Source organism: Variovorax sp. CCNWLW186, from assembly GCF_037203865.1.
In the GTDB taxonomy this organism is placed as follows: domain Bacteria; phylum Pseudomonadota; class Gammaproteobacteria; order Burkholderiales; family Burkholderiaceae_C; genus Variovorax.
On the sequence record NZ_JBBCBO010000004.1, the window covers coordinates 201,834 to 224,663 of the forward strand.

The 22,830-nt window shown below is 65.5% G+C and carries 21 protein-coding genes; 6 read left to right on the top strand and 15 right to left on the bottom strand.

All coding sequences use genetic code 11. The features are described 5' to 3' along the window. From V9K97_RS06975 to V9K97_RS07040, 14 genes are all read right to left on the bottom strand, one after another. Window positions 1–2,733, bottom strand: coding sequence for a FimV/HubP family polar landmark protein (locus tag V9K97_RS06975; RefSeq protein ID WP_443302793.1), 2,733 nt, complete (start codon window positions 2,731–2,733; stop codon window positions 1–3). Between the two features lie 261 nt (window positions 2,734–2,994). Next, a complete protein-coding gene (asd, locus tag V9K97_RS06980; RefSeq protein ID WP_337317194.1) occupies window positions 2,995–4,137 on the bottom strand; it encodes an aspartate-semialdehyde dehydrogenase in 1,143 nt (380 codons plus the stop codon). 89 nt (window positions 4,138–4,226) lie between these two features. Further along, window positions 4,227–5,315: a 3-isopropylmalate dehydrogenase gene (leuB, locus tag V9K97_RS06985; protein WP_258504774.1), complete on the bottom strand. Its 1,089-nt coding sequence runs from the start codon at window positions 5,313–5,315 to the stop codon at window positions 4,227–4,229. 37 nt (window positions 5,316–5,352) lie between these two features. After that, a complete protein-coding gene (gene leuD, locus V9K97_RS06990; RefSeq protein ID WP_157612826.1) occupies window positions 5,353–6,003 on the bottom strand; it encodes a 3-isopropylmalate dehydratase small subunit in 651 nt (216 codons plus the stop codon). Window positions 6,004–6,021: 18 nt separating this feature from the next. After that, on the bottom strand, window positions 6,022–7,443 hold the full coding sequence (gene leuC, locus V9K97_RS06995) for a 3-isopropylmalate dehydratase large subunit (RefSeq protein WP_258504776.1): 1,422 nt from the start codon (window positions 7,441–7,443) through the stop codon (window positions 6,022–6,024). A gap of 42 nt (window positions 7,444–7,485) precedes the next feature. Further along, window positions 7,486–8,439, bottom strand: a complete 954-nt coding sequence (locus tag V9K97_RS07000; RefSeq protein ID WP_337317196.1) for a LysR substrate-binding domain-containing protein — start codon at window positions 8,437–8,439, stop codon at window positions 7,486–7,488. A 278-nt stretch (window positions 8,440–8,717) separates the two neighbouring features. After that, complete coding sequence (locus tag V9K97_RS07005) at window positions 8,718–8,858, bottom strand: entericidin A/B family lipoprotein (protein ID WP_337317198.1); 141 nt, start codon at window positions 8,856–8,858, stop codon at window positions 8,718–8,720. Between the two features lie 146 nt (window positions 8,859–9,004). Next, window positions 9,005–10,315: a citrate synthase gene (gene gltA / locus V9K97_RS07010; RefSeq protein WP_126745779.1), complete on the bottom strand. Its 1,311-nt coding sequence runs from the start codon at window positions 10,313–10,315 to the stop codon at window positions 9,005–9,007. A gap of 23 nt (window positions 10,316–10,338) precedes the next feature. Beyond that, on the bottom strand, window positions 10,339–10,674 hold the full coding sequence (locus V9K97_RS07015) for an FAD assembly factor SdhE (RefSeq protein WP_337317199.1): 336 nt from the start codon (window positions 10,672–10,674) through the stop codon (window positions 10,339–10,341). 19 nt (window positions 10,675–10,693) lie between these two features. Continuing rightward, the gene (locus V9K97_RS07020) at window positions 10,694–11,395 is read right to left on the bottom strand and encodes a succinate dehydrogenase iron-sulfur subunit (RefSeq protein ID WP_055804283.1); all 702 of its coding nucleotides are present in this window, start codon (window positions 11,393–11,395) and stop codon (window positions 10,694–10,696) included. Between the two features lie 31 nt (window positions 11,396–11,426). Further along, entirely contained in the window at window positions 11,427–13,235 is a 1,809-nt protein-coding gene (gene sdhA, locus V9K97_RS07025) for a succinate dehydrogenase flavoprotein subunit (protein ID WP_337317201.1), read from the bottom strand. Window positions 13,236–13,242: 7 nt separating this feature from the next. Next, window positions 13,243–13,608 (bottom strand): succinate dehydrogenase, hydrophobic membrane anchor protein, encoded by a 366-nt coding sequence (sdhD, locus tag V9K97_RS07030; RefSeq protein ID WP_281149609.1) that lies wholly within the window; start codon window positions 13,606–13,608, stop codon window positions 13,243–13,245. Between the two features lie 13 nt (window positions 13,609–13,621). After that, entirely contained in the window at window positions 13,622–14,068 is a 447-nt protein-coding gene (gene sdhC / locus V9K97_RS07035) for a succinate dehydrogenase, cytochrome b556 subunit (protein WP_281149610.1), read from the bottom strand. A 225-nt stretch (window positions 14,069–14,293) separates the two neighbouring features. Then, window positions 14,294–15,049, bottom strand: a complete 756-nt coding sequence (locus V9K97_RS07040; protein ID WP_337317203.1) for a GntR family transcriptional regulator — start codon at window positions 15,047–15,049, stop codon at window positions 14,294–14,296. Window positions 15,050–15,233: 184 nt separating this feature from the next. Here V9K97_RS07040 and V9K97_RS07045 point away from each other — a divergent pair, with 184 nt between their 5' ends. The 5 genes from V9K97_RS07045 (at window position 15,234) to V9K97_RS07065 (ending at window position 21,287) form a co-directional block, all read left to right on the top strand. Further along, on the top strand, window positions 15,234–16,220 hold the full coding sequence (locus V9K97_RS07045; RefSeq protein ID WP_309950168.1) for a malate dehydrogenase: 987 nt from the start codon (window positions 15,234–15,236) through the stop codon (window positions 16,218–16,220). A 19-nt stretch (window positions 16,221–16,239) separates the two neighbouring features. Further along, the gene (gene tam / locus V9K97_RS07050) at window positions 16,240–17,019 is read left to right on the top strand and encodes a trans-aconitate 2-methyltransferase (protein WP_337317204.1); all 780 of its coding nucleotides are present in this window, start codon (window positions 16,240–16,242) and stop codon (window positions 17,017–17,019) included. Further along, entirely contained in the window at window positions 17,016–18,014 is a 999-nt protein-coding gene (locus V9K97_RS07055) for an HpcH/HpaI aldolase/citrate lyase family protein (RefSeq protein ID WP_337317206.1), read from the top strand. The genes tam and V9K97_RS07055 overlap by 4 nt, the downstream gene beginning before the upstream one ends. Window positions 18,015–18,045: 31 nt before the next feature. Continuing rightward, window positions 18,046–18,597: a hypothetical protein gene (locus V9K97_RS07060; protein ID WP_337317207.1), complete on the top strand. Its 552-nt coding sequence runs from the start codon at window positions 18,046–18,048 to the stop codon at window positions 18,595–18,597. A gap of 80 nt (window positions 18,598–18,677) precedes the next feature. Continuing rightward, complete coding sequence (locus tag V9K97_RS07065) at window positions 18,678–21,287, top strand: bifunctional aconitate hydratase 2/2-methylisocitrate dehydratase (protein WP_337295538.1); 2,610 nt, start codon at window positions 18,678–18,680, stop codon at window positions 21,285–21,287. A gap of 51 nt (window positions 21,288–21,338) precedes the next feature. Here V9K97_RS07065 and V9K97_RS07070 read toward each other — a convergent pair whose 3' ends face one another. Further along, entirely contained in the window at window positions 21,339–22,181 is an 843-nt protein-coding gene (locus V9K97_RS07070) for a helix-turn-helix domain-containing protein (protein ID WP_337317209.1), read from the bottom strand. Between the two features lie 132 nt (window positions 22,182–22,313). Between V9K97_RS07070 and V9K97_RS07075 the strand changes: the two genes are divergently transcribed. Next, window positions 22,314–22,727: a hypothetical protein gene (locus V9K97_RS07075; protein ID WP_337317210.1), complete on the top strand. Its 414-nt coding sequence runs from the start codon at window positions 22,314–22,316 to the stop codon at window positions 22,725–22,727. Window positions 22,728–22,830: the final 103 nt, after the last annotated feature.

Genomic DNA, 22,830 nt, shown 5'->3' on the forward strand with positions numbered 1-22,830 from the left:
TCAGCGCAGCTCGGCGAGCAGTTGCCTTGCCTGCGACTTGAGATCGCCGGCGCTTTCGGCTTCGACTTCTTCCACCAGCGAGCGGGCGCCTTCGACGTCGCCGATGGCCTGCAGCTCGCGGGCCAGCGACAGCTTGACCGCGTGGGGGCTGTCGTCGCCGTCGTCCTGCGGCATGGCTGCTGCGGGGCGGGTTGCTTCGGCGGTGCCGGCCACCGGGCGGGCGGGAAGGCCGGCCAGTGCGCTCATGTCGAATTCGATGAAGCCCGAATCCGCAGGAAGGTTGTTGCCGCTGCGCAGCGTTGCCGGGCGGGTGTTGTCGTCGGCGTCGTTCAGTCCCGCGGGGCGGCTGATCGGAGCCAGCGCGCCAGGAGCGGTGTCGAAATCGTTTTCGAGGTCGACCGGTGCCGGTGCATGCGCATGTCCGTTGGACAGGGGAGCGGATGCGGCGGGCGCGTAGGCCGTCTTCGGCAGGCTGGCGCTCACCGGAGCGGGGCTCGGTGCGAGTGCGGCCGGCTGGCTCAGGTCCAGGTCGAAGTCCAGCGGTGCGACGGACGGCACGAAGGCCGGCGCGGCGACAGCAGCTGCCACGGGAGCGGGCGCTGCGGCCGGAGGCGTTGCGGCAGCAGGCTTGGCCGCGGTGGCCAGGGCGCCGGCAAATGCGGCGCTTTCGGCCGCGCTCACGCCGCCCCGGGCCGTGCCCGACTCGTACAGCGGATTGCCCGGATCGAGGTCCTTGCCCATTTCGACCACGCGGTTCCAGTCGGAACCGGTGCCGTTGGTCAGCTTGTGCACTTCGGTCGCCAGGCCTTCATAGGCCCGGACGTCGCGGCGCTTGGCGTGGATTTCGAGCAGCTTGAGATGAATGGCCGTGCGGTCCGGATTGACGCGCAGCGCTTCGCGGAGGATTTCCTCGGCCTGCAGGTCGCGGCCATAGGCAAGGTACACGTCGGCCTCGGCCACGGGGTCGACATCGCCCGCGTCGAGCTGGCTCGGCGAGTACGACAGCGACGAAACCGTGGAATCGCCGCGGTGCTTGGTGTCGACCGATTCGCCGCCGCTTGCGCCGAAGAACGAGTCTTTGGGAATGCGGCTTTCGAGGAACACGCTTTCGCTCATTTCCTCGCGCCGGCGGCCCAGCACGCGGTAGAGCAGGAAGCCGATCAGCAGCGCGATCAGCGCCGCGCCGGCCAGCATCAGCGGGTTCTCCATCAACTCGTCGAGGAAGCTGCGCTCGACCGGGGGCGGCGGCGGGGCTGCCTTGACCACCGGCTTGGGCGCCGGTGCAGGTGCGGCGGCGCTGGCGGCAGCCGCGGGAGCGCCGGGCATGGTTTCAGCCGACGCGTTGGCGTCAGGGGCCGCGGCGGTGGGAGCGGTTGCGGGCGTTGCTGCCGCGACGGGCGCGGAAGCTTCTGCCGGGGCCGAAGCAGCGGCCGGTGCTGTGGCGGGCGCTGCAGCTGGAGCAGCAGGCGCTGCAGCCGGAGCCGCGGGAGCGACAGGCGCCGCAGCCGCAGCGGGCGCTGGCGCCGGGCTGGCCGCCGTCGGCGATGCCGTGGCGGCTACGCCCGGATTGGGAACCGGAATGCCCGGCGTAGCCGGGGCCGGTGCGGGCGCCGCGCCCGTGGCGGGAGCGGCCGAACCGGTGGCCGCCTTGAGCTTGGCCAGGTCGTTGATGTTCTTGGAAAGCTCCGCAACGCGGTTGTTGCTTTCCTGCGCCTGTCGTGCCTGCGCGACCTTCTCGTCGGCCGCACGGGCAGCCGCGCTGCCTTGGGAGATCGTCAGCTTGTCGGGTGCGCTTGCGGTGGCGTTGCGGTCTTCGACATTGGCTTGCACCTTGCCCGACGCATTGCGGCTGGCAGCGGCCACGTTGGCGGTGGGCGCGTTCTCTGCCAGGCGCTGGCGGTAGGCGCCGAAGTCGCGGCTTTGCGCGGTGATGGTGCGCTTCGCTTCCGCGGGAAGAATGGCACCGGCCTCGGCTGCACTCGGCAGGTCGAGCACCGCGCCGGCCTTGATGCGGTTGACGTTGCCGCCGATGAACGCATCGGGGTTGGAGAGCAGGAGCGCCACCAGCATCTGGTCGAGCGAGACGTCGGCGGACTTGTGGGCTCCGGCGATCTTGCTGGCGGTGTCGCCGCGCTGCACCGTGACCTGCTCGCCGCTTGTCGGACGAATCGGCGCCGCGGCGCTGGGGGCTGGGGCAGCCGGCGCAGCAGGCGCGGGCGCGGCGGCCGGCGGTGCGGTGACGGGCGCGACAGGCGCGCGCTCGCGGCGCGTGCGGGCTGCTGCCTGGCCCGAGCGTTCTGCCGGGGCCGTGCCGATCTGCGGCGTAGAAGGAGAAATCGGTGCGCTCGGCGCTGCCTGGCGCGTCACGGGCGGGTCGAGCAGCACCGTGTAGTCGCGCACCATGCGGCCCGACGAGCCGTTGGCTTCGAGCAACAGGTCGATGAAGGGGTCGTTGAGCGGACGGGTACCCGTGAGGCGCACCACGTACTGGCCGCCGGCGCGGCGCTGCAGCGTCGCTTTCACGTCGCTCAAGGCCGCGTTGTACGGAACGCCCGCGTTCTTGAAGGCGTCGGCGCTGGCAACGTTGATCTTCAGGCTGTCCGCTTCGGCGGCCGCCATTTCGGTTACGTCGATTTCAGCGCGAAGGGGTTCGCCCAGTGCCGATTGCACCTTCAGTTGGCCCAGTGCAAAAGCGCTCGCATCGGTGCTCGCAACGCCCAAGGCAACCGCCATGGCGGCACCGAGGACGGAAAGGCGGAGACCTTTCAAAGGCAGAGAAGGGCGAGCGGCCGATGGGCGGGCCGCGGGCAACAGATGTCTTGTCATGCTGATAGGGGGCGGCTCAGGCCCAGAAATTGTAAGAGGACGTTAGCACCAACACCGGGTACTGACAAGGCGCTGCGCCTGTTCTACCCAGTACGCGCATACTTACGCACACATCTTCCGTTGCTGCCAAGCAACATTTCGGGCTTATGGTGAGCCGGCGCGCCCCCATCAAGCCTCGAGCAAGATGCGCAGCATGCGGCGCAGCGGTTCGGCCGCGCCCCACAGCAGCTGGTCGCCGATGGTGAAAGCGCCGACGTATTCAGGGCCCATTGCAAGCTTGCGGATGCGGCCCACCGGGATGTCCATGGTGCCCGTGACGGCCACCGGCGTCAGGTCCTTGAGGCTGGCTTCGCGGGTGTTCGGCACCACCTTGGCCCATTGGTTGTCGGCCGCGATCATGGCCTCGATGTCTGCCAGCGGCACGTCCTTCTTGAGCTTGAAGGTCAATGCCTGGCTATGGCAGCGCATCGCGCCGATCCGCACGCAGAAGCCGTCGACCGGTACTGCGGCGGTACCGAAGGCCGCGCCCTGGCCGAGGATCTTGTTGGTTTCAGCGCCGGCCTTCCATTCTTCCTTGGAGGTGCCGTCGCCCAGGTCCTTGTCGATCCAGGGAATCAGCGAGCCGCCCAGCGGGGCGCCGAAGTTGGCAGTTTCGGCCGCGCTGAGGTTCTGCTGCTTGTGCAGTACCTTGCGGTCGATTTCGAGAATGGCCGACTTCGGGTCGTCCAGCAGCGCGCGCACTTCGGCGTTCAGGGTGCCGAACTGCGTCAGCAGCTCGCGCATGTGCTGCGCACCGCCGCCCGAGGCAGCCTGGTAGGTCATGCTGGTCATCCACTCGACCAGGCCCGCCTTGTAGAGGGCGCCCACGCCCATGAGCATGCAGCTCACGGTGCAGTTGCCGCCGATCCAGTTCTTGCCGCCGTTGGCGAGCGCGTTCTGGATGACCGGCAGGTTGACGGGGTCGAGCACGATGACCGCGTCGTTGTTCATGCGCAGCGTGGAAGCAGCGTCGATCCAGTGGCCGCTCCATCCCGCAGCGCGCAGCCTGGGGAACACCTCGCTGGTGTAGTCGCCGCCCTGGCAGGTGATGATGATGTCGCACTTCTTCAGTGCGTCGATGTCGTTCGCATCCTTCAGCGCGGTCTCGTTCCTGGCCATGGCCGGGGCCTTGCCGCCGGCGTTGGAGGTCGAGAAGAACAGCGGCTCGATGAGCCCGAAGTCGCCTTCGGCCTGCATGCGGTCCATCAGGACCGAGCCGACCATGCCGCGCCAGCCTACAAGGCCGACCAGAGGTTGAGATGCGTTCGCCATTTCAGTTTGCCCTTGTGAAAAAGAAAGAAATTGTCTTTTTTGCCCCCGACTCGTCGAGCCGGGGAGGGGCGTGACGAAGCGGGCTGCGGTTAGCCGGTAATCGTCTTTTTGGTGATTGCTGCAACAACCGCGTCGCCCATCTCACGGGTGCCGACGCGCTTCGTACCTTCTGACCAGATGTCACCCGTGCGCAGCCCGGAGGCGAGCACATGCTTGACCGCCGACTCGATACGGTCGGCAGCTTCGGCTTGGTTGAGTGAAAAGCGGAGCATCATGGCAGCGGACAGTATTGTAGCCAAAGGATTGGCAACCCCTTTGCCGGCAATGTCGGGCGCGCTGCCATGGCTGGGTTCATACAAGCCCTGGTTGCTCGAATTGAGCGAGGCCGAGGGCAGCATGCCGATGGAGCCGGTGAGCATGGCGGCCTCGTCCGAGAGAATGTCGCCGAACATGTTGCCGGTGACGATCACGTCGAATTTCTTCGGCGCCTTCACCAGCTGCATGGCTGCGTTGTCGACGTACATGTGGTCGAGTTCGATGTCCGGATAGTCCTTGTGCACTTCGGTCACCACGTCCTTCCAGAACTGGAAGGTCTCGAGCACGTTGGCCTTGTCGACACTGGTCACGCGCTTGTTGCGCTTGCGGGCCGCCTCGAAGGCCACGCGGGCAATGCGCTCGACCTCGGGGCGCGAATAGCGCATTGTGTCGAAGGCTTCTTCGGCGCCCGGAAAGTGCCCGTCCACGGCGGTGCGGCGGCCGCGCGGCTGGCCGAAGTAGATGTCGCCGGTCAGCTCGCGGATGATGAGGATGTCCAGGCCCGCGATGAGCTCGGGTTTGAGGCTCGATGCATCCACCAGCTGCTCGTAGCAGATGGCCGGGCGGAAATTGGCGAACAGGCCGAGGTTCTTACGCAGGCCAAGAATCGCCTGCTCGGGGCGCAGCGGGCGGTCGAGCTTGTCGTACTTCCAGTCGCCGACGGCACCGAACAGCACCGCATCGGCTTCCTTTGCAAGCTTCAGCGTCGACTCGGGGAGCGGATGGCCATGCGCCTCGTAGGCGGCGCCGCCGACCAGCGCAGTTTCCATTTCGAACGAGAGGTCGAGCGCGTCGAGCACGCGGATGGCCTCGGCCACGATTTCGGTGCCGATGCCGTCACCCGGGAGAACTGCGATTTTCATAAGTTGGTCTGAGGTTTGAAATTGGAGATGCGAAGCTTCAGGCGATCATCGTGTGCGCGAGCCACGGCTTCTGCGCCAGCCGCTCGGCCTCGAAGGCCTTGATCTTGTCCTTGTGGCGCAGCGTCAGGCCGATGTCGTCCAGCCCGTTGATCAGGCAGTACTTGCGGAAGGCCTGCACGTCGAAAGCGAACTCGCCGCCATCGGGCTTCACCACCACCTGGCGTTCCAGGTCGATGGTCAGCGAATAGCCGGGGAAGGCAAAGGTCTCGTCGAACAGCTGCGCCACCTGCGCTTCAGGCAGCACGATCGGCAGCAGGCCGTTCTTGAAGCTGTTGTTGAAGAAGATGTCGGCGTAGCTCGGCGCAATGATCGCGCGAAAGCCGTACTGGTCGAGCGCCCACGGCGCATGCTCGCGCGACGAACCGCAGCCGAAGTTCTTGCGCGCCAAAAGGATCGATGCGCCCGCGTAGCGCGGCTGGTTCAGCACGAAGTCGGGGTTCGGCTTGCGGCTGGCCGGGTCCTGGCCCGGAAAGCCGGCGTCCAGATAGCGCCATTCGTCGAACAGGTTCTGGCCGAAGCCGGTGCGCTTGATCGACTTGAGGAACTGCTTCGGAATGATGGCGTCGGTGTCGACGTTCTCGCGGTCCATGGGGGCGACGAGGCCCTTGTGCACGGTGAATTTCTGCATGTGAATCTCTCTTCTTGTTCAGGCGAAGGTGCGCACGTCGACGAAGTGGCCGTGCACCGCGGCGGCGGCGGCCATGGCCGGGCTCACCAGGTGGGTGCGGCCACCGGCGCCCTGGCGGCCTTCGAAGTTGCGGTTGCTGGTCGATGCGCAGCGCTCGCCGGGCTCCAGGCGATCGGCATTCATGGCCAGGCACATCGAGCAGCCGGGCTCGCGCCATTCGAAGCCCGCGGCCTTGAAGATCAGGTCGAGGCCCTCGCGCTCGGCCTGTTCCTTCACCACGCCGGAGCCCGGAACCACCATCGCGAGCTTCACGTTTTTCGCAACCTTCTGGCCGAGCTTCTTCACCACGGCCGCGGCTTCGCGCATGTCCTCGATGCGGCTGTTGGTGCAAGAGCCGATGAACACCTTGTCGATGAAGATGTCGTTCATTGCCTTGTTGGGCTCCAGGCCCATGTAGACCAGTGCGCGCTCGATGGCGCCGCGCTTGCTGGCGTCCTTTTCCTTGTCGGGATCGGGCACGCGGCCGTTGATGTCGACCACCATTTCGGGCGATGTGCCCCAAGTGACTTGCGGCTGAATCTGCGTTGCGTCGAGCTCGACCACGGCGTCGAACTTCGCGTCGGGGTCGGACTGCAGCGTGCGCCAATAGGCCACGGCCTGATCCCATTCCACGCCGGAGGGTGCGAGCGGGCGGCCCTTGATGTAGCTGATGGTCTTTTCGTCGACCGCCACGAGCCCCGCGCGCGCGCCGGCCTCGATGGCCATGTTGCAGACCGTCATGCGGCCTTCCATGCTCAGGTCGCGAATCGCCGAGCCCGCGAATTCGATGGTGTAGCCCGTGCCGCCTGCAGTGCCGATCTTGCCGATGATCGCGAGCACGATGTCCTTGGCCGTGCAGCCGAACGGCAGCTTGCCCTCGACCTTCACCAGCATGTTCTTCGCCTTCTTGCCGAGCAGCGTTTGCGTGGCCATCACGTGCTCGACCTCACTGGTGCCGATGCCGTGCGCCAGGGCGCCGAATGCGCCGTGCGTGGAGGTGTGCGAGTCGCCGCAGACCACGGTCATGCCGGGCAGCGTGGCGCCCGATTCGGGGCCGATCACGTGCACGATGCCCTGGCGCTTGCTCAGGAACGGAAAGAACGCCGCGGCGCCGAACTCCGCGATGTTCTTGTCGAGCGTGGTGACCTGCTCCTTGCTGGTCGGGTCGGCAATGCCTTCGTAGCCGCGCTCCCAGCCCGTGGTGGGCGTGTTGTGGTCGGCCGTGGCCACGACCGAGCTGATGCGCCACAGCTTGCGGCCGGCCTCGCGCAGCCCCTCGAAGGCCTGCGGGCTGGTGACCTCGTGCACCAGATGGCGGTCGATGTAGAGGATGGCGGTGCCGTCTTCCTCGGTGTGGACGACGTGTTCGTCCCAGATCTTGTCGTAGAGCGTGCGTGCCATGTCGTTCTCTTGTCTTTCGTGGGGAAGTGAATTGTCTTGTTTCTATGCGGCCATCGGCTCGGCCACATCGTGGGTGGCCGCCGGCGTATGCAAGTGGTTGACCAGCGTGCGCGCGGCCACGGGAAGGGTGGAGAAGTCGCGCGCTACCAGCCGGATTTCGCGGTTCGACCAGGCGTCATTCAGCGCCACGCTGCACAGGCGGCTGCCGATGCCGGCCTGCAGCAGTTCGAACGCGCGCTCCGGCATCACGCCGATGCCCAGGCCGTTGTCGATCATGCGGCACATGGCGTCGAGTCCGGTCACGTGGATGCGCAGCTTGACGCTGCGGCCCGCTTCAACCGCGGCCTGGTGCATGGCCACGTAGATCGAGCTGTTGGTGTGCAGGCCGACGTGGTCGAAGTCGAGCGAAGCCGTGAAATCGATCGAACCTTGCGTAGCGAGTGGGTGCCCTGCGGGCACGATCAGCACGAGCCGGTCGTGGCGGTAGGGCAACGTCTGCAATTCGTTGGTGCCGTCGGGAATATGGCAAATACCCAGGTCGGCGGCGCCTTCCTGCACCGCACGCACCACTTCGTTGCTCAGGTGCTCTTCCAGGTCGATCTTGATCGCGTCGTGCTCGCGCGTGAAGGCGCCGAGGTCTTCAGGAAGAAACTGCACGATGGCCGAGATGTTGGCGTGCACCCGCACATGGCCACGCACGCCCTCGGCGTATTCGCTGAGTTCGCCCTGCATCTTCTCAAGGCTGTAGAGCACCGAGCGCGCATGGTGCAGCAGGCTTTCGCCCGCGGGCGAAAGATCGACCCCGCGCGCGTGGCGGTAGAGGAGGGTGGTGCCCAGGGTGGCTTCCAGGTCGGACAGCCGCTTGCTGATGGCCGAGGCGGCGATGAATTCGCGCTCCGCGGCCCGCCCGATGCTGCCCAATTCGCACACGGCCACGAACAACTGCAGCGACGTGAGGTCGATGCGCCGGGCGAAGTTGCGTTCTGAAGTGCTCATGGGTGCTGGACATCGCGTCTGGCGATGAGTTCGCCATTTTCTCTGGGTTTTGATCAACTTGCCATCGTCATCTGAGATGGGTTTGTTGCCCTGAGGCGAGGAGTTCCAGCCCCGGAACCCGTGCAAGCGGTGAATTTCCCGCACCGCAGACGGCAAAACGCCCCGCTCCTCGCTTTTCAGGCGAGGGAGCGGGGCGTGCGTCAGAGCGCGGTACGCAGGCGAGGAAGCGGTCTTCCGGCGCCCGCGCGGGTCTTGGAAGACCCGGGGTCGGTGCCTGCTTACTGGCGCTTCTTGGCGGCGTCTTCTACTTTTTCGCCGCCCTTCTGGATGTCCTGGCCAGCACCCCGGAAGGTGTTGCAGCCGGACAGCGGGACGGCGAAGGCGAAGGCGACGGCAATCAGCGCGGCAATTTTCTTCATGACGGATCTCCTGAAGGCGTTGAAAAAGGCGGCCCGACCTCGGGCCTCCGATACACAACGTACCGACGCCGCACAACGAATCCTGTCAGCCAAGACGCAAAAAAGCTGCCCGAAGGCAGCTTTCCGCGCTGAGCGCCGGGGCGCCTTCAGCGCTTGCCGATGGGCTGCACGTCGCGCTTGGGCGAGCCTTCGAACAGCTGGCGCGGACGGCCGATCTTGTACTCCGGGTCGCCGATCATTTCGTTCAGCTGGGCAATCCAGCCGACCGTGCGGGCCAGCGCGAAGATTGCGGTGAACAGCGGCACCGGAATGCCGATGGCGCGCTGCACGATGCCCGAATAGAAGTCGACGTTCGGGTAGAGCTTGCGCGAGACGAAGTATTCGTCTTCGAGGGCGATCTTTTCCAGTTCCTTGGCCAGCTTGAAGAGCGGATCGTTTTCCAGGCCCAGCTCGGTCAGCACTTCGTTGCAGGTTTCCTGCATCAGCTTGGCGCGCGGGTCGTAGTTCTTGTACACGCGGTGGCCAAAGCCCATGAGCTTGACGTTCGAGTTCTTGTCCTTCACCTTCTTGATGAACTCGCCGATCTTCTCCACGCCGCCTTCCTTCTGGATGTCGTAGAGCATGTTCAGTGCCGCTTCATTGGCACCGCCGTGCGCCGGGCCCCAGAGGCAGGCCACGCCGGCCGCAATGGCCGCGAAGGGGTTGGTGCCCGACGAACCGCACAGGCGCACGGTCGAGGTCGAGGCGTTCTGCTCGTGGTCTGCGTGCAGGATGAAGATGCGGTCGAGCGCGCGCTCGAGCACCGGGTTCACCTTGTACTCCTCACACGGCGTGGCAAACATCATGTGCAGGAAGTTGCCCGCGTAGCTCAGGTCGTTCTTCGGGTACATGTACGGCTGGCCGATCGTGTACTTGTAGGCCATGGCCACGAGCGTGGGCATCTTCGCGATCAGGCGGATCGCGGCGATCTCGCGGTGCTCGGGATTGTTGATGTCCGTGCTGTCGTGATAGAAGGCCGACAGCGCGCCAACCAGGCCGGTCATGATGGCCATCGGGTGCGCATCGCGGCGGAAGCCGCGCAGGAAGAACTGCATCTGCTCGTTGACCATCGTGTGGTTGGTCACGAGCTTGGTGAAGTTGGTCTTCTTGGCCTGGTCCGGCAGCTCTCCGTAGAGCAGCAGGTGGCAGGTTTCGAGGAAGTCGCAGTTGGTTGCGAGCTGCTCGATGGGGTAGCCGCGGTACAGCAGTTCGCCCTTGTCGCCGTCGATGTACGTGATGGCCGACTGGCATGCGGCGGTCGACATGAAACCCGGGTCATAGGTGAACATGCCGGTCTGTGCATACAGCTTGCGGATGTCGATCACGTCCGGGCCCACGGTGCCCTTGTAGATCGGCAGTTCGACGCTGTCGCCGCCGTTGCTGAACGACAGCGTGGCCTTGGTATCGGAAGCTTTCATTTCGGGTTTCTTTCAGAGAGTATTCAGGAAGGCGAAGAGGAAACGGAGGCGGAAACAGAGGTGGAGGGACGCTGCGCGCCGTCGGTGCGCATCAACTGGAGCAACTCGACCACCTCGGCCCCGGCCCATGCGGGCTCGGGCTCCCTTCTTCGCAGCAGAAGATCGAGGAGGTCGTTGTCCGACAGGTCCATCAATGTCTCCATCGCTCCCGCCTGGCCGACGGTCATGTGCGACTCGTGCCGCTCGAAGAAGCGCGCGATGAACAGGTCGTTCTCGAGCAGACCGCGCCGGCAGCGCCATTTCAGCTTGCTCAGCGCACGTTCGCTGAGAGGCTGTGCGAGTTCGGCGGCGGTTTGCATGGTTTCTCTCGGCAAAGGATCAGATGGCGCGGCGCACCATCAGTTCCTTGATCTTGCCGATCGCCTTCGTCGGGTTCAGGTTCTTCGGGCACACGTCCACGCAGTTCATGATCGTGTGGCAGCGGAACAGGCGGTACGGGTCCTCGAGGTTGTCCAGGCGCTCGGCGGTGGCTTCGTCGCGGCTGTCGGCGATGAAGCGGTAGGCCTGCAGCAGGCCGGCCGGGCCCACGAACTTGTCGGGGTTCCACCAGAAGCTGGGGCAGCTCGTGGAGCAGCTCGCGCACAGAATGCACTCGTACAGGCCGTTGAGCTCGTCGCGCTCCTCGGGCGACTGCAGGCGCTCCTTCTCGGGCGGCACGTTGTCGTTCTGCAGGTACGGCTTGATCGAGTTGTACTGCTTGAAGAACTGCGTCATGTCGACGATCAGGTCGCGGATGACGGGCAGGCCCGGCAGCGGCTTCAACACGATCGTGCCCTTGAGCGTGAGCATGTTGGTGAGGCAGGCGAGACCGTTCTTGCCGTTGATGTTCATGGCGTCCGAGCCACAGACGCCTTCGCGGCACGAGCGGCGGAACGACAGCGTGGGATCCTGCGCCTTGAGCTTCATCAGGGCGTCGAGCAGCATGCGCTCATGGCCGTCGAGTTCGATCTCGATGGTCTGCATGTAGGGCTTGGCGTCCTTGTCCGGGTCGTAGCGGTAGATCTGGAATGTGCGCTTCATCGTGAAACCTTGTGATGTTGTTCTTGCTTGCTTAGAACGTACGGACCTTGGGAGGAACGGAGTCGACCGTCAGCGGCTTGAGGTTGACCGGCTTGTAGGAGAGGCGGTTGCCCTCGCTGTACCAGAGGGTGTGTTTCATCCAGTTGGCGTCGTCGCGGCCGAGCGGCGCAACCGGGTCGTCCGACGGACGCTCGTAGTCTTCCACCGTGTGGGCGCCGCGGCATTCCTTGCGGGCGGCCGCCGAGACCATGGTGGCTTGCGCCACTTCGATCAGGTTGTCGACTTCGAGCGCTTCGATGCGCGCGGTGTTGAACACCTTCGACTTGTCCTTCAGGCCAATGGCGTTGACGCGCTCGCGCACGGCGGCGATCTTGACCACGCCTTCGTCCATGGAGGCTTGCTTGCGGAACACGGCGGCGTGCTGCTGCATGACGGCGCGGATCTCGCCCGCCACATCCTGCGCGTATTCACCGCCGGTGGCTGCTTCAAGGCGGTTCAGGCGTTCCAGCGTACGGTCGGCGGCATCGGCCGGCAGCGGCTTGTGCTCCTTGTGCTTGTCGTTGAACTCGACGATGTGGTTGCCGGCCGCGCGGCCGAACACCAAGAGGTCGAGCAGCGAGTTGGTACCCAGGCGGTTGGCGCCGTGCACGCTCACGCAGGAGCATTCGCCCACGGCATAGAGGCCGTTCACCACGGCGCTGTTCTGCTCGCCCTGCTGAATCACGACCTGGCCGTTGATGTTGGTCGGAATGCCACCCATCTGGTAATGGATGGTCGGCACGACGGGGATCGGTTCCTTGGTGATGTCGACGTTGGCGAAATTCACGCCGATTTCGTACACCGAGGGCAGGCGTTTGTGGATGGTCTCGGCACCGAGGTGGTCGAGCTTCAGCAGCACGTAGTCCTTGTTGGGACCGCAGCCGCGGCCTTCCTTGATTTCCTGGTCCATCGAGCGCGAGACGAAGTCGCGCGGTGCCAGGTCCTTCAGCGTGGGCGCATAGCGTTCCATGAAGCGTTCGCCGTTGCTGTTGAGCAGAATGGCGCCTTCCCCGCGGCAGCCTTCGGTCAGCAGCACGCCGGCACCGGCCACGCCGGTCGGGTGGAACTGCCAGAACTCCATGTCCTGCAGCGGAATGCCCGAACGCGCGGCCATGCCCAGGCCGTCGCCGGTGTTGATGAAGGCGTTGGTCGAGGCCTGGAAGATGCGGCCCGCGCCGCCGGTGGCCAGCAGCACGGTCTTGGCCTGCAGGATGTGCAGGTCGCCGGTTTCCATTTCGAGGGCCGTGACACCGACCACGTCGCCTTCGGCGTCGCGGATCAGGTCGAGCGCCATCCACTCGACGAAGAACTGGGTGCGTGCCTCGACGTTCTTCTGATAGAGCGTGTGCAGCATGGCGTGGCCGGTGCGGTCGGCCGCGGCGCAGGCGCGCTGCACGGGCTTTTCGCCGTAGTTGGCCGTGTGGCCGCCGAATGGGCGCTGGTAGATGGTGCCGTCGGGGTTGCGGTCGAACGGCATGCCGAAGTGCTCGAGCTCGTACACGACCTTGGGTGCTTCACGGCACATGAACTCGATCGCGTCCTGGTCGCCGAGCCAGTCGGAGCCCTTGATCGTGTCGTAGAAGTGGTAGTGCCAGTTGTCCTCGCTCATGTTGCCGAGCGACGCGCCCACGCCACCTTGGGCAGCCACGGTGTGCGAACGGGTGGGGAACACCTTGGAGAGCACCGCCACGTTCAGGCCCGCGCGGGCCAGTTGCAGCGAAGCGCGCATGCCGGAGCCGCCGGCGCCGACGATCACGACGTCGAACTTGCGCTTGGTGATTTGTTCTTTTGTGTAGGTCATGGTGGGGTCAGATCTTCCAAAGCACTTGAATGGCCCAACCCGCACAACCGACAAGCCAGACGATGGTGAAAATTTGAAGGGCGAGGCGAATGCCGACGGGCTGGACGTAGTCCATCCACACGTCGCGCATGCCAACCCACACGTGATAGAGCAGGGAAGCGATCACGGAGAAGGTCAGCACCTTCATCCACTGCGCGGCGAAGATGCCGGCCCAGAGGTCGTAGCCGAGCGGGCCACGCGTGAAGATCAGTTGCGCGAGCAGGATGATCGTGAAGAGCGCCATGAGGCCGCCCGTGATGCGCTGGCTGAGCCAGTCGCGCAAACCGTAATGTGCGCCGACGACGATGCGCTTGGAGCCGTAATTCACAGACATGGTTGGCTCCTTCTCAGTACAGGCCGAACAACTTGGCGCCAAGCACCACGGTGAGCAGAACGCTCAGTGCCAGCGTGACCAGGGCGGAGCTGTGTCCGAATTCCTTGGTGACGGCGGCGTGGCTCACATCCATCCAGAGGTGGCGCAGGCCGGCGATGAAGTGGTGCAGGTAGGCCCAGATCAGCGCGAGAGCGACCAGCTTGAAGAACCAGCCCGGAACGAAACCAAGGCCGCTGTTGAAGGCGGCCTTGAATCTGGCGAACGAATAGTCGGACGAAAGCGAGGTATCGAACATCCAGATGATGAATGGCATCAGCAGGAACATCAGCACGCCGCTCACGCGGTGCAGGATCGACACGATGCCGGCCGGCGGCAGCCGGTAGGTCGTGAGATCGGTGAAGGCATTGATGTTCCGGAATTCGCGACGCGGCGGCCGGGGAGGGGTTGCAAGCTCTGTCATTGGGGGGAGGCTTTCGTGGCTTGGTGGCTTGTTCTGATAGCGAACGCTTTTGTTTCTTCTGCGGAATGCAAACAACGCAAAATTCTATTGCAATGCACCATTGCATGGCGGAGGTGCCCGCGTCGGCGCAGTGCCGCAGTCGGATGCTATTGACTTCGGAGCGTGCTGCGCGCGGTGCGCAGGTGCTGCAATGCGGTTCGATCGTGGTTTCATCTTGGCGCGATCTCAGCCGAGCTGATTGCGGTAATGGTGCGTGTCGGTGCGATACAAGCCGCGGCGCAGTTCCATCGGCGTGTCGTGGTACGTGTGCGCCAGGCGCTCCACGCTGAGCAAGGGCATCTGCAGCGACACGTCGAGCAAGGCCGCCTGCTGCTCGTCGGGCAGCACCGCGCGGATTTTTTCTTCGGCGCGCACCATGCGCACGCCGAATTCGGTTTCGAACATCGCGTACATCGGGCCCGGCCAGGCCCGCAGCCGCTCGGCCGTGAGGCCCTTGAACGGCGCCCCGGGGAGCCACAGGTCTTCGAGAATGGTCGGCACGCCCACATAGGCGAGCACGCGCCGCACCTGCAGCACCGCGTCGCCCGTGCGCAAGCCCAGTGCGCGCGCCACGTCGGCCGATGCGCGCTGGCGGCGGCAATCGATGATGGTGCGCTCGGCGGGGCCTTCGGTGCTTGGCGTGCCGACATCGGGCACGAGCTTCAGAAAGCGGTACTGCACGTGCTGCTCGGCGTGCGTGGCAACGAAGGTGCCCTTGCCCTGGCGCCGCACCACGAGATTTTCGGCCGCCAGCTCGTCGATGGCCTTGCGCACCGTGCCCTGGCTCACGCGATAGCGCACCGCAAGATCCATTTCGCTCGGAATCGGCTCGCCCGGCTTCCACTCGCCGGCCTGCAGGCTCTGCAGGATCAAGGTCTTGATCTGCTGGTAGAGCGGACTGAAGGAAGGCGTCGCGGAGTCTTCGAGGACGGTGGCATTCATGGCAGCGGTGGGGTGCGCCGTGGCGGAACCTCCGAGCATATCTTATATAAGACATAAGACGGGCTGCATCGATTCGGCTTAAAATGCGGGCCGGCCTGCGCCGCGGGAAGGATTCCCGCCCTGCAGGACACCGGCGCCAAGCGCGCCCGCCGATACCGTTTTCACCATCTTCTGGAGTCTTCCCATGAGCAAAAAACCCGTCCGCGTTGCCGTCACCGGTGCCGCCGGCCAAATCGGTTACGCCCTGTTGTTCCGTATCGCGTCGGGCGAAATGCTCGGCAAAGACCAGCCGGTCATCCTGCAACTGCTCGAAATCCCCGACGAGAAGGCCCAGAAGGCGCTCAAGGGCGTGATGATGGAGCTCGACGACTGCGCTTTCCCGCTGCTGGCCGGCATGGAAGCCCACGGCGACCCGATGACCGCCTTCAAGGACGCCGACTACGCCCTCCTGGTCGGCTCGCGTCCGCGCGGCCCGGGCATGGAGCGTGCCGAACTGCTGGCCGTCAACGGCGCCATCTTCACGGCACAGGGCAAGGCGCTGAACGCCGTTGCCAGCCGCAACGTGAAGGTGCTGGTAGTCGGCAACCCCGCCAACACCAACGCCTACATCGCGATGAAGAGCGCCCCTGACCTGCCGCGCAAGAACTTCACCGCCATGCTGCGCCTGGACCACAACCGCGCCGCCAGCCAGATCGCCGCCAAGACCGGCAAGCCCGTGGCCGACATCGAAAAGCTCGTCGTGTGGGGCAACCACTCGCCCACGATGTACGCCGACTACCGCTTTGCCACCATCAACGGCGAAAGCGTCGCCAAGATGATCAACGACCAGGAATGGAACGCCAACACCTTCCTGCCGACCGTCGGCAAGCGCGGCGCGGCCATCATCGAAGCACGCGGCCTGTCGTCGGCCGCCTCGGCCGCCAACGCAGCCATCGACCACATGCGCGACTGGGCCCTGGGCACCAACGGCAAGTGGGTCACCATGGGCATTCCGTCGGACGGCCAATACGGCATTCCGAAGGACACGATGTTCGGCTTTCCCGTGACCTGCGAGAACGGCGAATACAAGCTGGTCGAAGGCCTGGAGATCGACGCATTCAGCCAGGAACGCATCAACAAGACCCTGGAAGAGCTGCAAGGCGAGCAGGCAGGCGTCGCCCACCTCCTGTAATCGCAATCGCAGCATCGGCATGCTCGACTGGAACCCCGCGCTCTATCGTCGCTACGAGGACGAGCGCACCCGGCCCGCACAGGAGCTCCTGGCGCGGGTGCCGTTGTCCGAGGCGGCCCATGTGGTCGACCTCGGCTGCGGACCGGGCAATTCCACCGAGCTGCTGTTTCACCGGTTTCCGAAGGCGCGTGTCGTCGGAACCGACAACTCCGAAGCCATGCTGGCCAGCGCGCGCGAGCGCCTGCCGCAAGCGCGCTTCGAGTTGAGCGACATTGCGACCTGGGCGCCGCAAGACCGAGCGCCCGACCTCATTTACGCCAACGCAGCCCTGCAGTGGGTGCCGGATCACGAAACGCTGATCCCGCGCCTCTTTGCCGCGCTGGCCCCGGGTGGCGTGCTCGCCGTCCAGATGCCCGACAACCGCCAGGAGCCCACGCATCGCCTGATGCGCGCCGTGGGCTCCGAGGCGCCGTGGGCCGAGCCCATCGGCGACGCCGACCGAATGCGCACGCTGCTGCTGCCGCTCGGCGGCTACTACGACCTGCTGGCGCCCGAGGCGGCCAAGGTCGATGTCTGGCACACCATCTATCAGCATCCCATGGCCGACGCCGCAGCCATTGTCGAATGGGTGCGCGGCACGGGGCTGAAGCCTTTCGTCGACCGGCTGCCTGACGAGCTGCGCGCAAGCTACCTGGCCGAATACGAGCGCCGTATCGACCAGGCCTATCCCGCCCGTGCCGACGGCAAGCGGCTGCTCGCCTTTCCGCGCATGTTCATCGTGGCGCAGAAAAAAGCATGACGAACCCGGTCCATCCCGCTGAAGTGCTGCTCGGAGCGCAAGCCGGCGCTGTGACGCTGCCTGTGTGCGACCACTACAGCGGCGTTGAAGCGCGCATGAAGAAGAGCCTCGCGCTCCAGGCCGAAATGGCCGAGGAGTTCGGCGCCTGCGTGTTCGACGTCACCCTCGACTGCGAAGACGGCGCCCCGGTCGGCGGCGAGGCCGAGCATGCCGCGCTCGTCACCGAACTGGCACTTGCCGCAAAGCCGGGCATGCGTGTCGGCGTGCGCGTTCATCCGGTCGATCACCCGGCCTTCGCCGGCGACGTGGTCACCATTGCCGGGCGTGCCGGTCACCGGCTCAGCCACCTGATGGTGCCCAAGGTCGAGTCCGTCGCCGACGTGGCGCAGGCCGTGGCGGCGCTCGAGGCGGCCGACGCTGATGCGTTGCCGCTGCACGTGCTCATCGAATCGCCGCTGGCGGTGCACAACGCATTCGAAATTGCCGCGCATCCGCGCGTGCAATCGCTGAGCTTCGGCCTGATGGATTTCGTTTCCGCCCATGCGGGCGCCATTCCGGCTGACGGAATGGGGGCTGCCGGCCAGTTCACGCACCCGCTGGTGGTGCGTGCCAAGCTGGCCATTGCATCCGCTGCGCACGCCTACGGCAAGGTGCCTTCGCACTGCGTGGTCACCGAGTTCAACAACACCGACGCCATGCGCACGGCGGCCCGCAAGGCGGCCTCCGAATTCGGCTACACGCGCATGTGGAGCATTCACCCGAACCAGATCCGGCCGATCCTCGAAGCGTTTGCGCCGGACGAGGCCCAGATTCAGATTGCCGTAGAAATCATTACAAATGCCGCACTCGCGGATTGGGCACCGACACAAATTGATGGCACATTGCACGACCGCGCGAGCTATCGCCATTTTTGGCAAGTGCTGACGCGTGCCCACGCAACAGGGCGCGCGTTGCCTGTAGAGGCAAAAGCCTGGTTTGCACTCGCGGCCTCCTGAAACTTACGAATCCAGCCTCAAGGAAACACCCATGAAGAAAATCGCTCTGATCGCAGCCCTGGCCCTGGCGCTCCCGTTTGCCGCCACGGCGCAAAACACGCCTGCCAAGCCGGCCGCCAAGGCTGAAGCCAAGAAGGCCCCCCCCAAGAAGCAGGTCACCCGCAAGGCCGCCAAGGCCGTCGAAGAAGTGACGCCCATCGCCGATGAAACCAACATCGTGCTGACCGACGCCGACCTCGAAGTCGCCAAGCGCGTTTCGCTCGGCAAGGCCCAGTGCGAACTCGGTGCCGACGTGACCGTGGCCGCCGACGAGAAGAAGCCCGGCTTCTTCAACGTGTCGACCAAGGGCCTCAAGTACCGCATGCACCCGGTCGAAAGCCGCACCGGCGCCATCCGCCTCGAAGACCCCCGTGCAGGCGCCATGTGGCTGCAGCTGGGCAACAAGTCGATGCTGATGAACCAGAAGGCGGGCCTGCGCATTGCCGACGAATGCCAGACGGCCGAGCAGGTCGCGTTTGCCGAAGAAATGAAGAAGAACCCGCCGAAGAGCCTGTTCGAAGGCGCCGACGCGGCCAAGAAGTAAGAGTACCGAACCAGGGGTGCGGCGCGGCTCTTGCTTGCCGCACTGCACGCCCGCCAGCCCCAGTTTCCGGAGAAAAGAAGATGTTGCAAGCCTACGTTGACCATGTTGCCGAACGCGCCGCGCTCGGTATTCCGCCGCTGCCATTGAGCGCGAAGCAAACCGCCGAAGCCATCGAGCTCCTCAAGAGCGCGAATGCCAAGGACGGTGCCTTCCTGCTCGATCTGCTCACCTATCGCGTGCCCGCCGGCGTCGACGACGCGGCCAAGGTCAAGGCGAGCTACCTGGCGGCCGTGGCCCACGGTACCGAGAAGAACGCGTTCATCACGCGTGCCCGCGCCACCGAATTGCTCGGCACCATGCTCGGCGGCTACAACATCAGCCCGATGATCGACCTGCTCGACGACGCCGAAGTGGGCGCCGTGGCGGCCGAGGGCCTGAAGAAAACCCTGTTGATGTTCGACCAGTTCCACGACGTCAAGGAAAAGGCCGACAAGGGCAACGCCAACGCCAAGGGCGTGCTGCAAAGCTGGGCCGATGCCGAATGGTTCACCAGCCGCCCCGAAGTGCCGCAAAGCCTGACCATCACGGTCTTCAAGGTGCCCGGCGAAACCAACACCGACGACCTGTCGCCCGCGCCCGACGCCACCACGCGCCCGGACATCCCCATGCACGCGCTGGCCATGCTCAAGAACAAGCGCGAAGGCACGGCCTTCGAGCCGGAAGAAGACGGCAAGCGCGGTCCGGTCAAGTTCATCGAATCGCTGAAGCAGAAGGGCCACCAGGTCGCCTACGTGGGCGACGTGGTCGGCACGGGTTCCAGCCGCAAGTCGGCCACCAACTCGGTGCTCTGGTTCACCGGCGACGACATTCCGTTCATCCCCAACAAGCGCTTCGGCGGCGTGTGCCTGGGCACCAAGATCGCCCCGATCTTCTACAACACCATGGAAGACGCGGGCGCGCTGCCCATCGAGCTCGACGTGAGCCAGATGGACACGGGCGACGTGGTCGAGCTGCGCCCCTACGAAGGCAAGGCACTGAAGGACGGCAAGGTCATTGCCGAGTTCAAGGTGAAGAGCGATGTGCTGTTCGACGAAGTGCGCGCCGGCGGCCGCATTCCGCTGATCATCGGCCGTGGCCTCACGTCCAAGGCACGCGAGGCGCTGGGCCTGCCCGCTTCCACGCTGTTCCGCCTGCCCCAAAGCCCGGTCGACACCAAGAAGGGCTTCTCGCTTGCACAGAAGATGGTCGGCCGCGCCTGCGGTCTGCCTGAAGGCCAGGGCGTTCGCCCGGGCACGTACTGCGAACCCAAGATGACCTCGGTCGGCTCGCAGGACACCACCGGCCCGATGACGCGCGACGAGCTGAAGGACCTGGCCTGCCTGGGCTTCTCGGCCGACCTCGTGATGCAATCGTTCTGCCACACGGCGGCCTACCCCAAGAAGGTGGACGTGAAGATGCACCACGAACTGCCCGACTTCATCAGCACGCGCGGCGGCGTGTCGCTGCGCCCGGGCGACGGCGTGATCCACAGCTGGCTCAACCGCCTGCTCACGCCCGACACCGTGGGCACGGGCGGCGACAGCCACACGCGCTTCCCGATTGGCATCAGCTTCCCGGCCGGTTCCGGCCTCGTGGCCTTCGCGGCCGCCACCGGCGTGATGCCGCTGGACATGCCCGAGTCGGTGCTCGTGCGCTTCAAGGGCAAGATGCAGCCCGGCGTCACGCTGCGCGACCTGGTCAACGCCATTCCGCTGTACGCCATCAAGAGCGGCCTGCTCACGGTCGAGAAAAAGGGAAAGAAGAACATCTTCTCGGGCCGCATTCTCGAAATCGAAGGCCTGCCGGACCTGAAGGTGGAGCAAGCCTTCGAACTGAGCGACGCCTCGGCCGAACGCTCGGCCGCCGGCTGCACGGTGCACCTGAACAAGGAACCGATCATCGAATACATCAACAGCAACATCACGCTGATGAAGTGGATGATCGCCGAAGGCTATGCCGACGCCCGCACGCTGGCACGCCGCATCGCCGCGCAGGAAGCCTGGCTCAAGGACCCGCAGCTGCTCAAGGGCGACGACGACGCCGACTACGCGGCCGTCATCGAGATCGACCTGGCCGACATCCATGAGCCGATCGTGGCCTGCCCGAACGACCCCGACGACGTGAAGACGCTGTCCGACGTGGCCGGCGCGCAAATCGACGAAGTGTTCATCGGCTCGTGCATGACCAACATCGGCCACTTCCGCGCCGCGTCGAAGCTGCTCGAAGGCAAGCGCGACATTCCGGTCAAGCTGTGGATTGCACCGCCCACCAAGATGGACGCGCACCAGCTCACCGAGGAAGGCCACTACGGTGTCTTCGGCAATGCCGGCGCCCGCACCGAAATGCCGGGCTGCTCGCTGTGCATGGGCAACCAGGCACAGGTGCGCGAAGGCGCGACGGTCATGTCGACCAGCACCCGCAACTTCCCGAACCGCCTGGGCAAGAACACCAACGTGTACCTTGGCTCGGCGGAACTGGCCGCCATTTGCTCGCGCCTTGGCCGCATCCCGACACGCGAAGAGTACATGGCCGCAACGGGCGTGCTCGATGCATCGAGCGCGCAGATCTACCAGTACCTCAACTTTGACAAGCTCGACGAGTACAAGACCGAAGCGGCTGCTGCCGTGGCGCCTGCCGTAGTCGCAGCCTGATCGGTGCGCATAACTCGCGGTTAAGAAAGCCCCGCTTCGGCGGGGCTTTTTTCATGTCGGCTGTGCCGCCAGCGCGGTCAATGCCGTGGCCGTTTGCGCATCGGCTGGAAAGAACGACTCCACCGCGAGCTCCTGCAGCGTGACGTCTACCGGCGTGCCGAAGATGGTTGTGGTGCTGATGAAGCTCAGCACGCCGTTGGGTGTGACCAGCTGAAAGGGCACCACGACGCCTGACAGTTCGGTGTTCGCGGCCGGCGCGTCGTGGCTCACCCTGGGCGTGGGGTAGGCCTCGAGCTCGTCGTGCAGCGCCTGCAGCACGGCATCGCCTGTCGCGGCAATCTGCTGCTGCAGCCGTTCGAGCAAGTGGGCACGCCATTGCGCCAGATTGGCGATGCGGGAGGCCAGCCCGTCGGGGTGCAGGCTCAGGCGCAGCACGTTGACCGGGGCTTGAACCAGTTCCGGCGCTGCGCCGGCCATCAGCATCGGCACCAGTGCGTTGTGCGCCACCAGGTTCCAGTGGCGGTCGACTGCCAGCGCGGGAAACGGCTCGTGGCCCTTCAGCACCAGGTCGACGGCGCGGCGCGCCGCGGCCAGGGCAGGGTCGTCGAGGGAGCGCTGCCGGTACATCGGTGCGAAGCCCGCGGCCACCAGCAGGGCGTTGCGCTCCCGCAGCGGCACTTCCAGTCGTTCGGCCAGGCGCAGCACCATCTCGCGGCTCGGTGCGGCGCGGCCGGTTTCCACGTAGCTCAGGTGGCGCGTCGAAACCTCGGCCTCTTGCGCGAGGTCGAGTTGGCTCAGCCGGCGGTGCGTGCGCCAGTGCCGCAGGTGCGCGCCGAACGGGTCGCGCGCGCCGGGCTGGCCAGCCTTGGACGAATGGGTGCGGGGTGTGTTCATGGCCCGCATTCTGGCGCGGCGCCGTCGGCACGCCATGACCTCCGAGGTTATCGACGCTGTGCCCGCCTTCCGAAATCATTGGGTCCAACGCGGCAGGACAGGCTTGCGGCGTACCACCCGAAGGAGATTCTCATGTCCGTCTTTGCATCCCCCCGTTTCCTCCCCAACGTCATGTGGGCGGACGCCGCTTCATGCGCCGCGACCGGCGCATTGCAGGTGGCTTTCACCGACGCGCTGGCGCGGCTGACCGGCCTGCCGGCACCGCTGCTCATGGGCACAGGCGTATTCCTGCTGGCATATGCGGCGGCCGCAGCCTTCATGGCCACCCGCCGCACGCCGCCCCGCACGCTCATCGGGCTGGTGGTCGTCGGCAACTTCGGCTGGGCCGTGGCCTGCGTGGCGCTGCTGATGAGCGGCCTGTTCGCGGTTACTGCATTGGGCATGGCCTGGGTGCTGGCGCAGGCGCTGTGCGTGGTGGTGCTGGCCGAGCTGCAATGGACGGGCCTGCGCCGGGCCCGCGGCAGCGCGAACATGGCCCTGGCCTGAGCGCAGCGGATGCCGGCAACACCCATTTACCCGGCATTTCTGGCCATGAGGAAGGTGGCACTTGGGGAGCGTTGCAGGGAAGACCGACTACAACAACTGACAT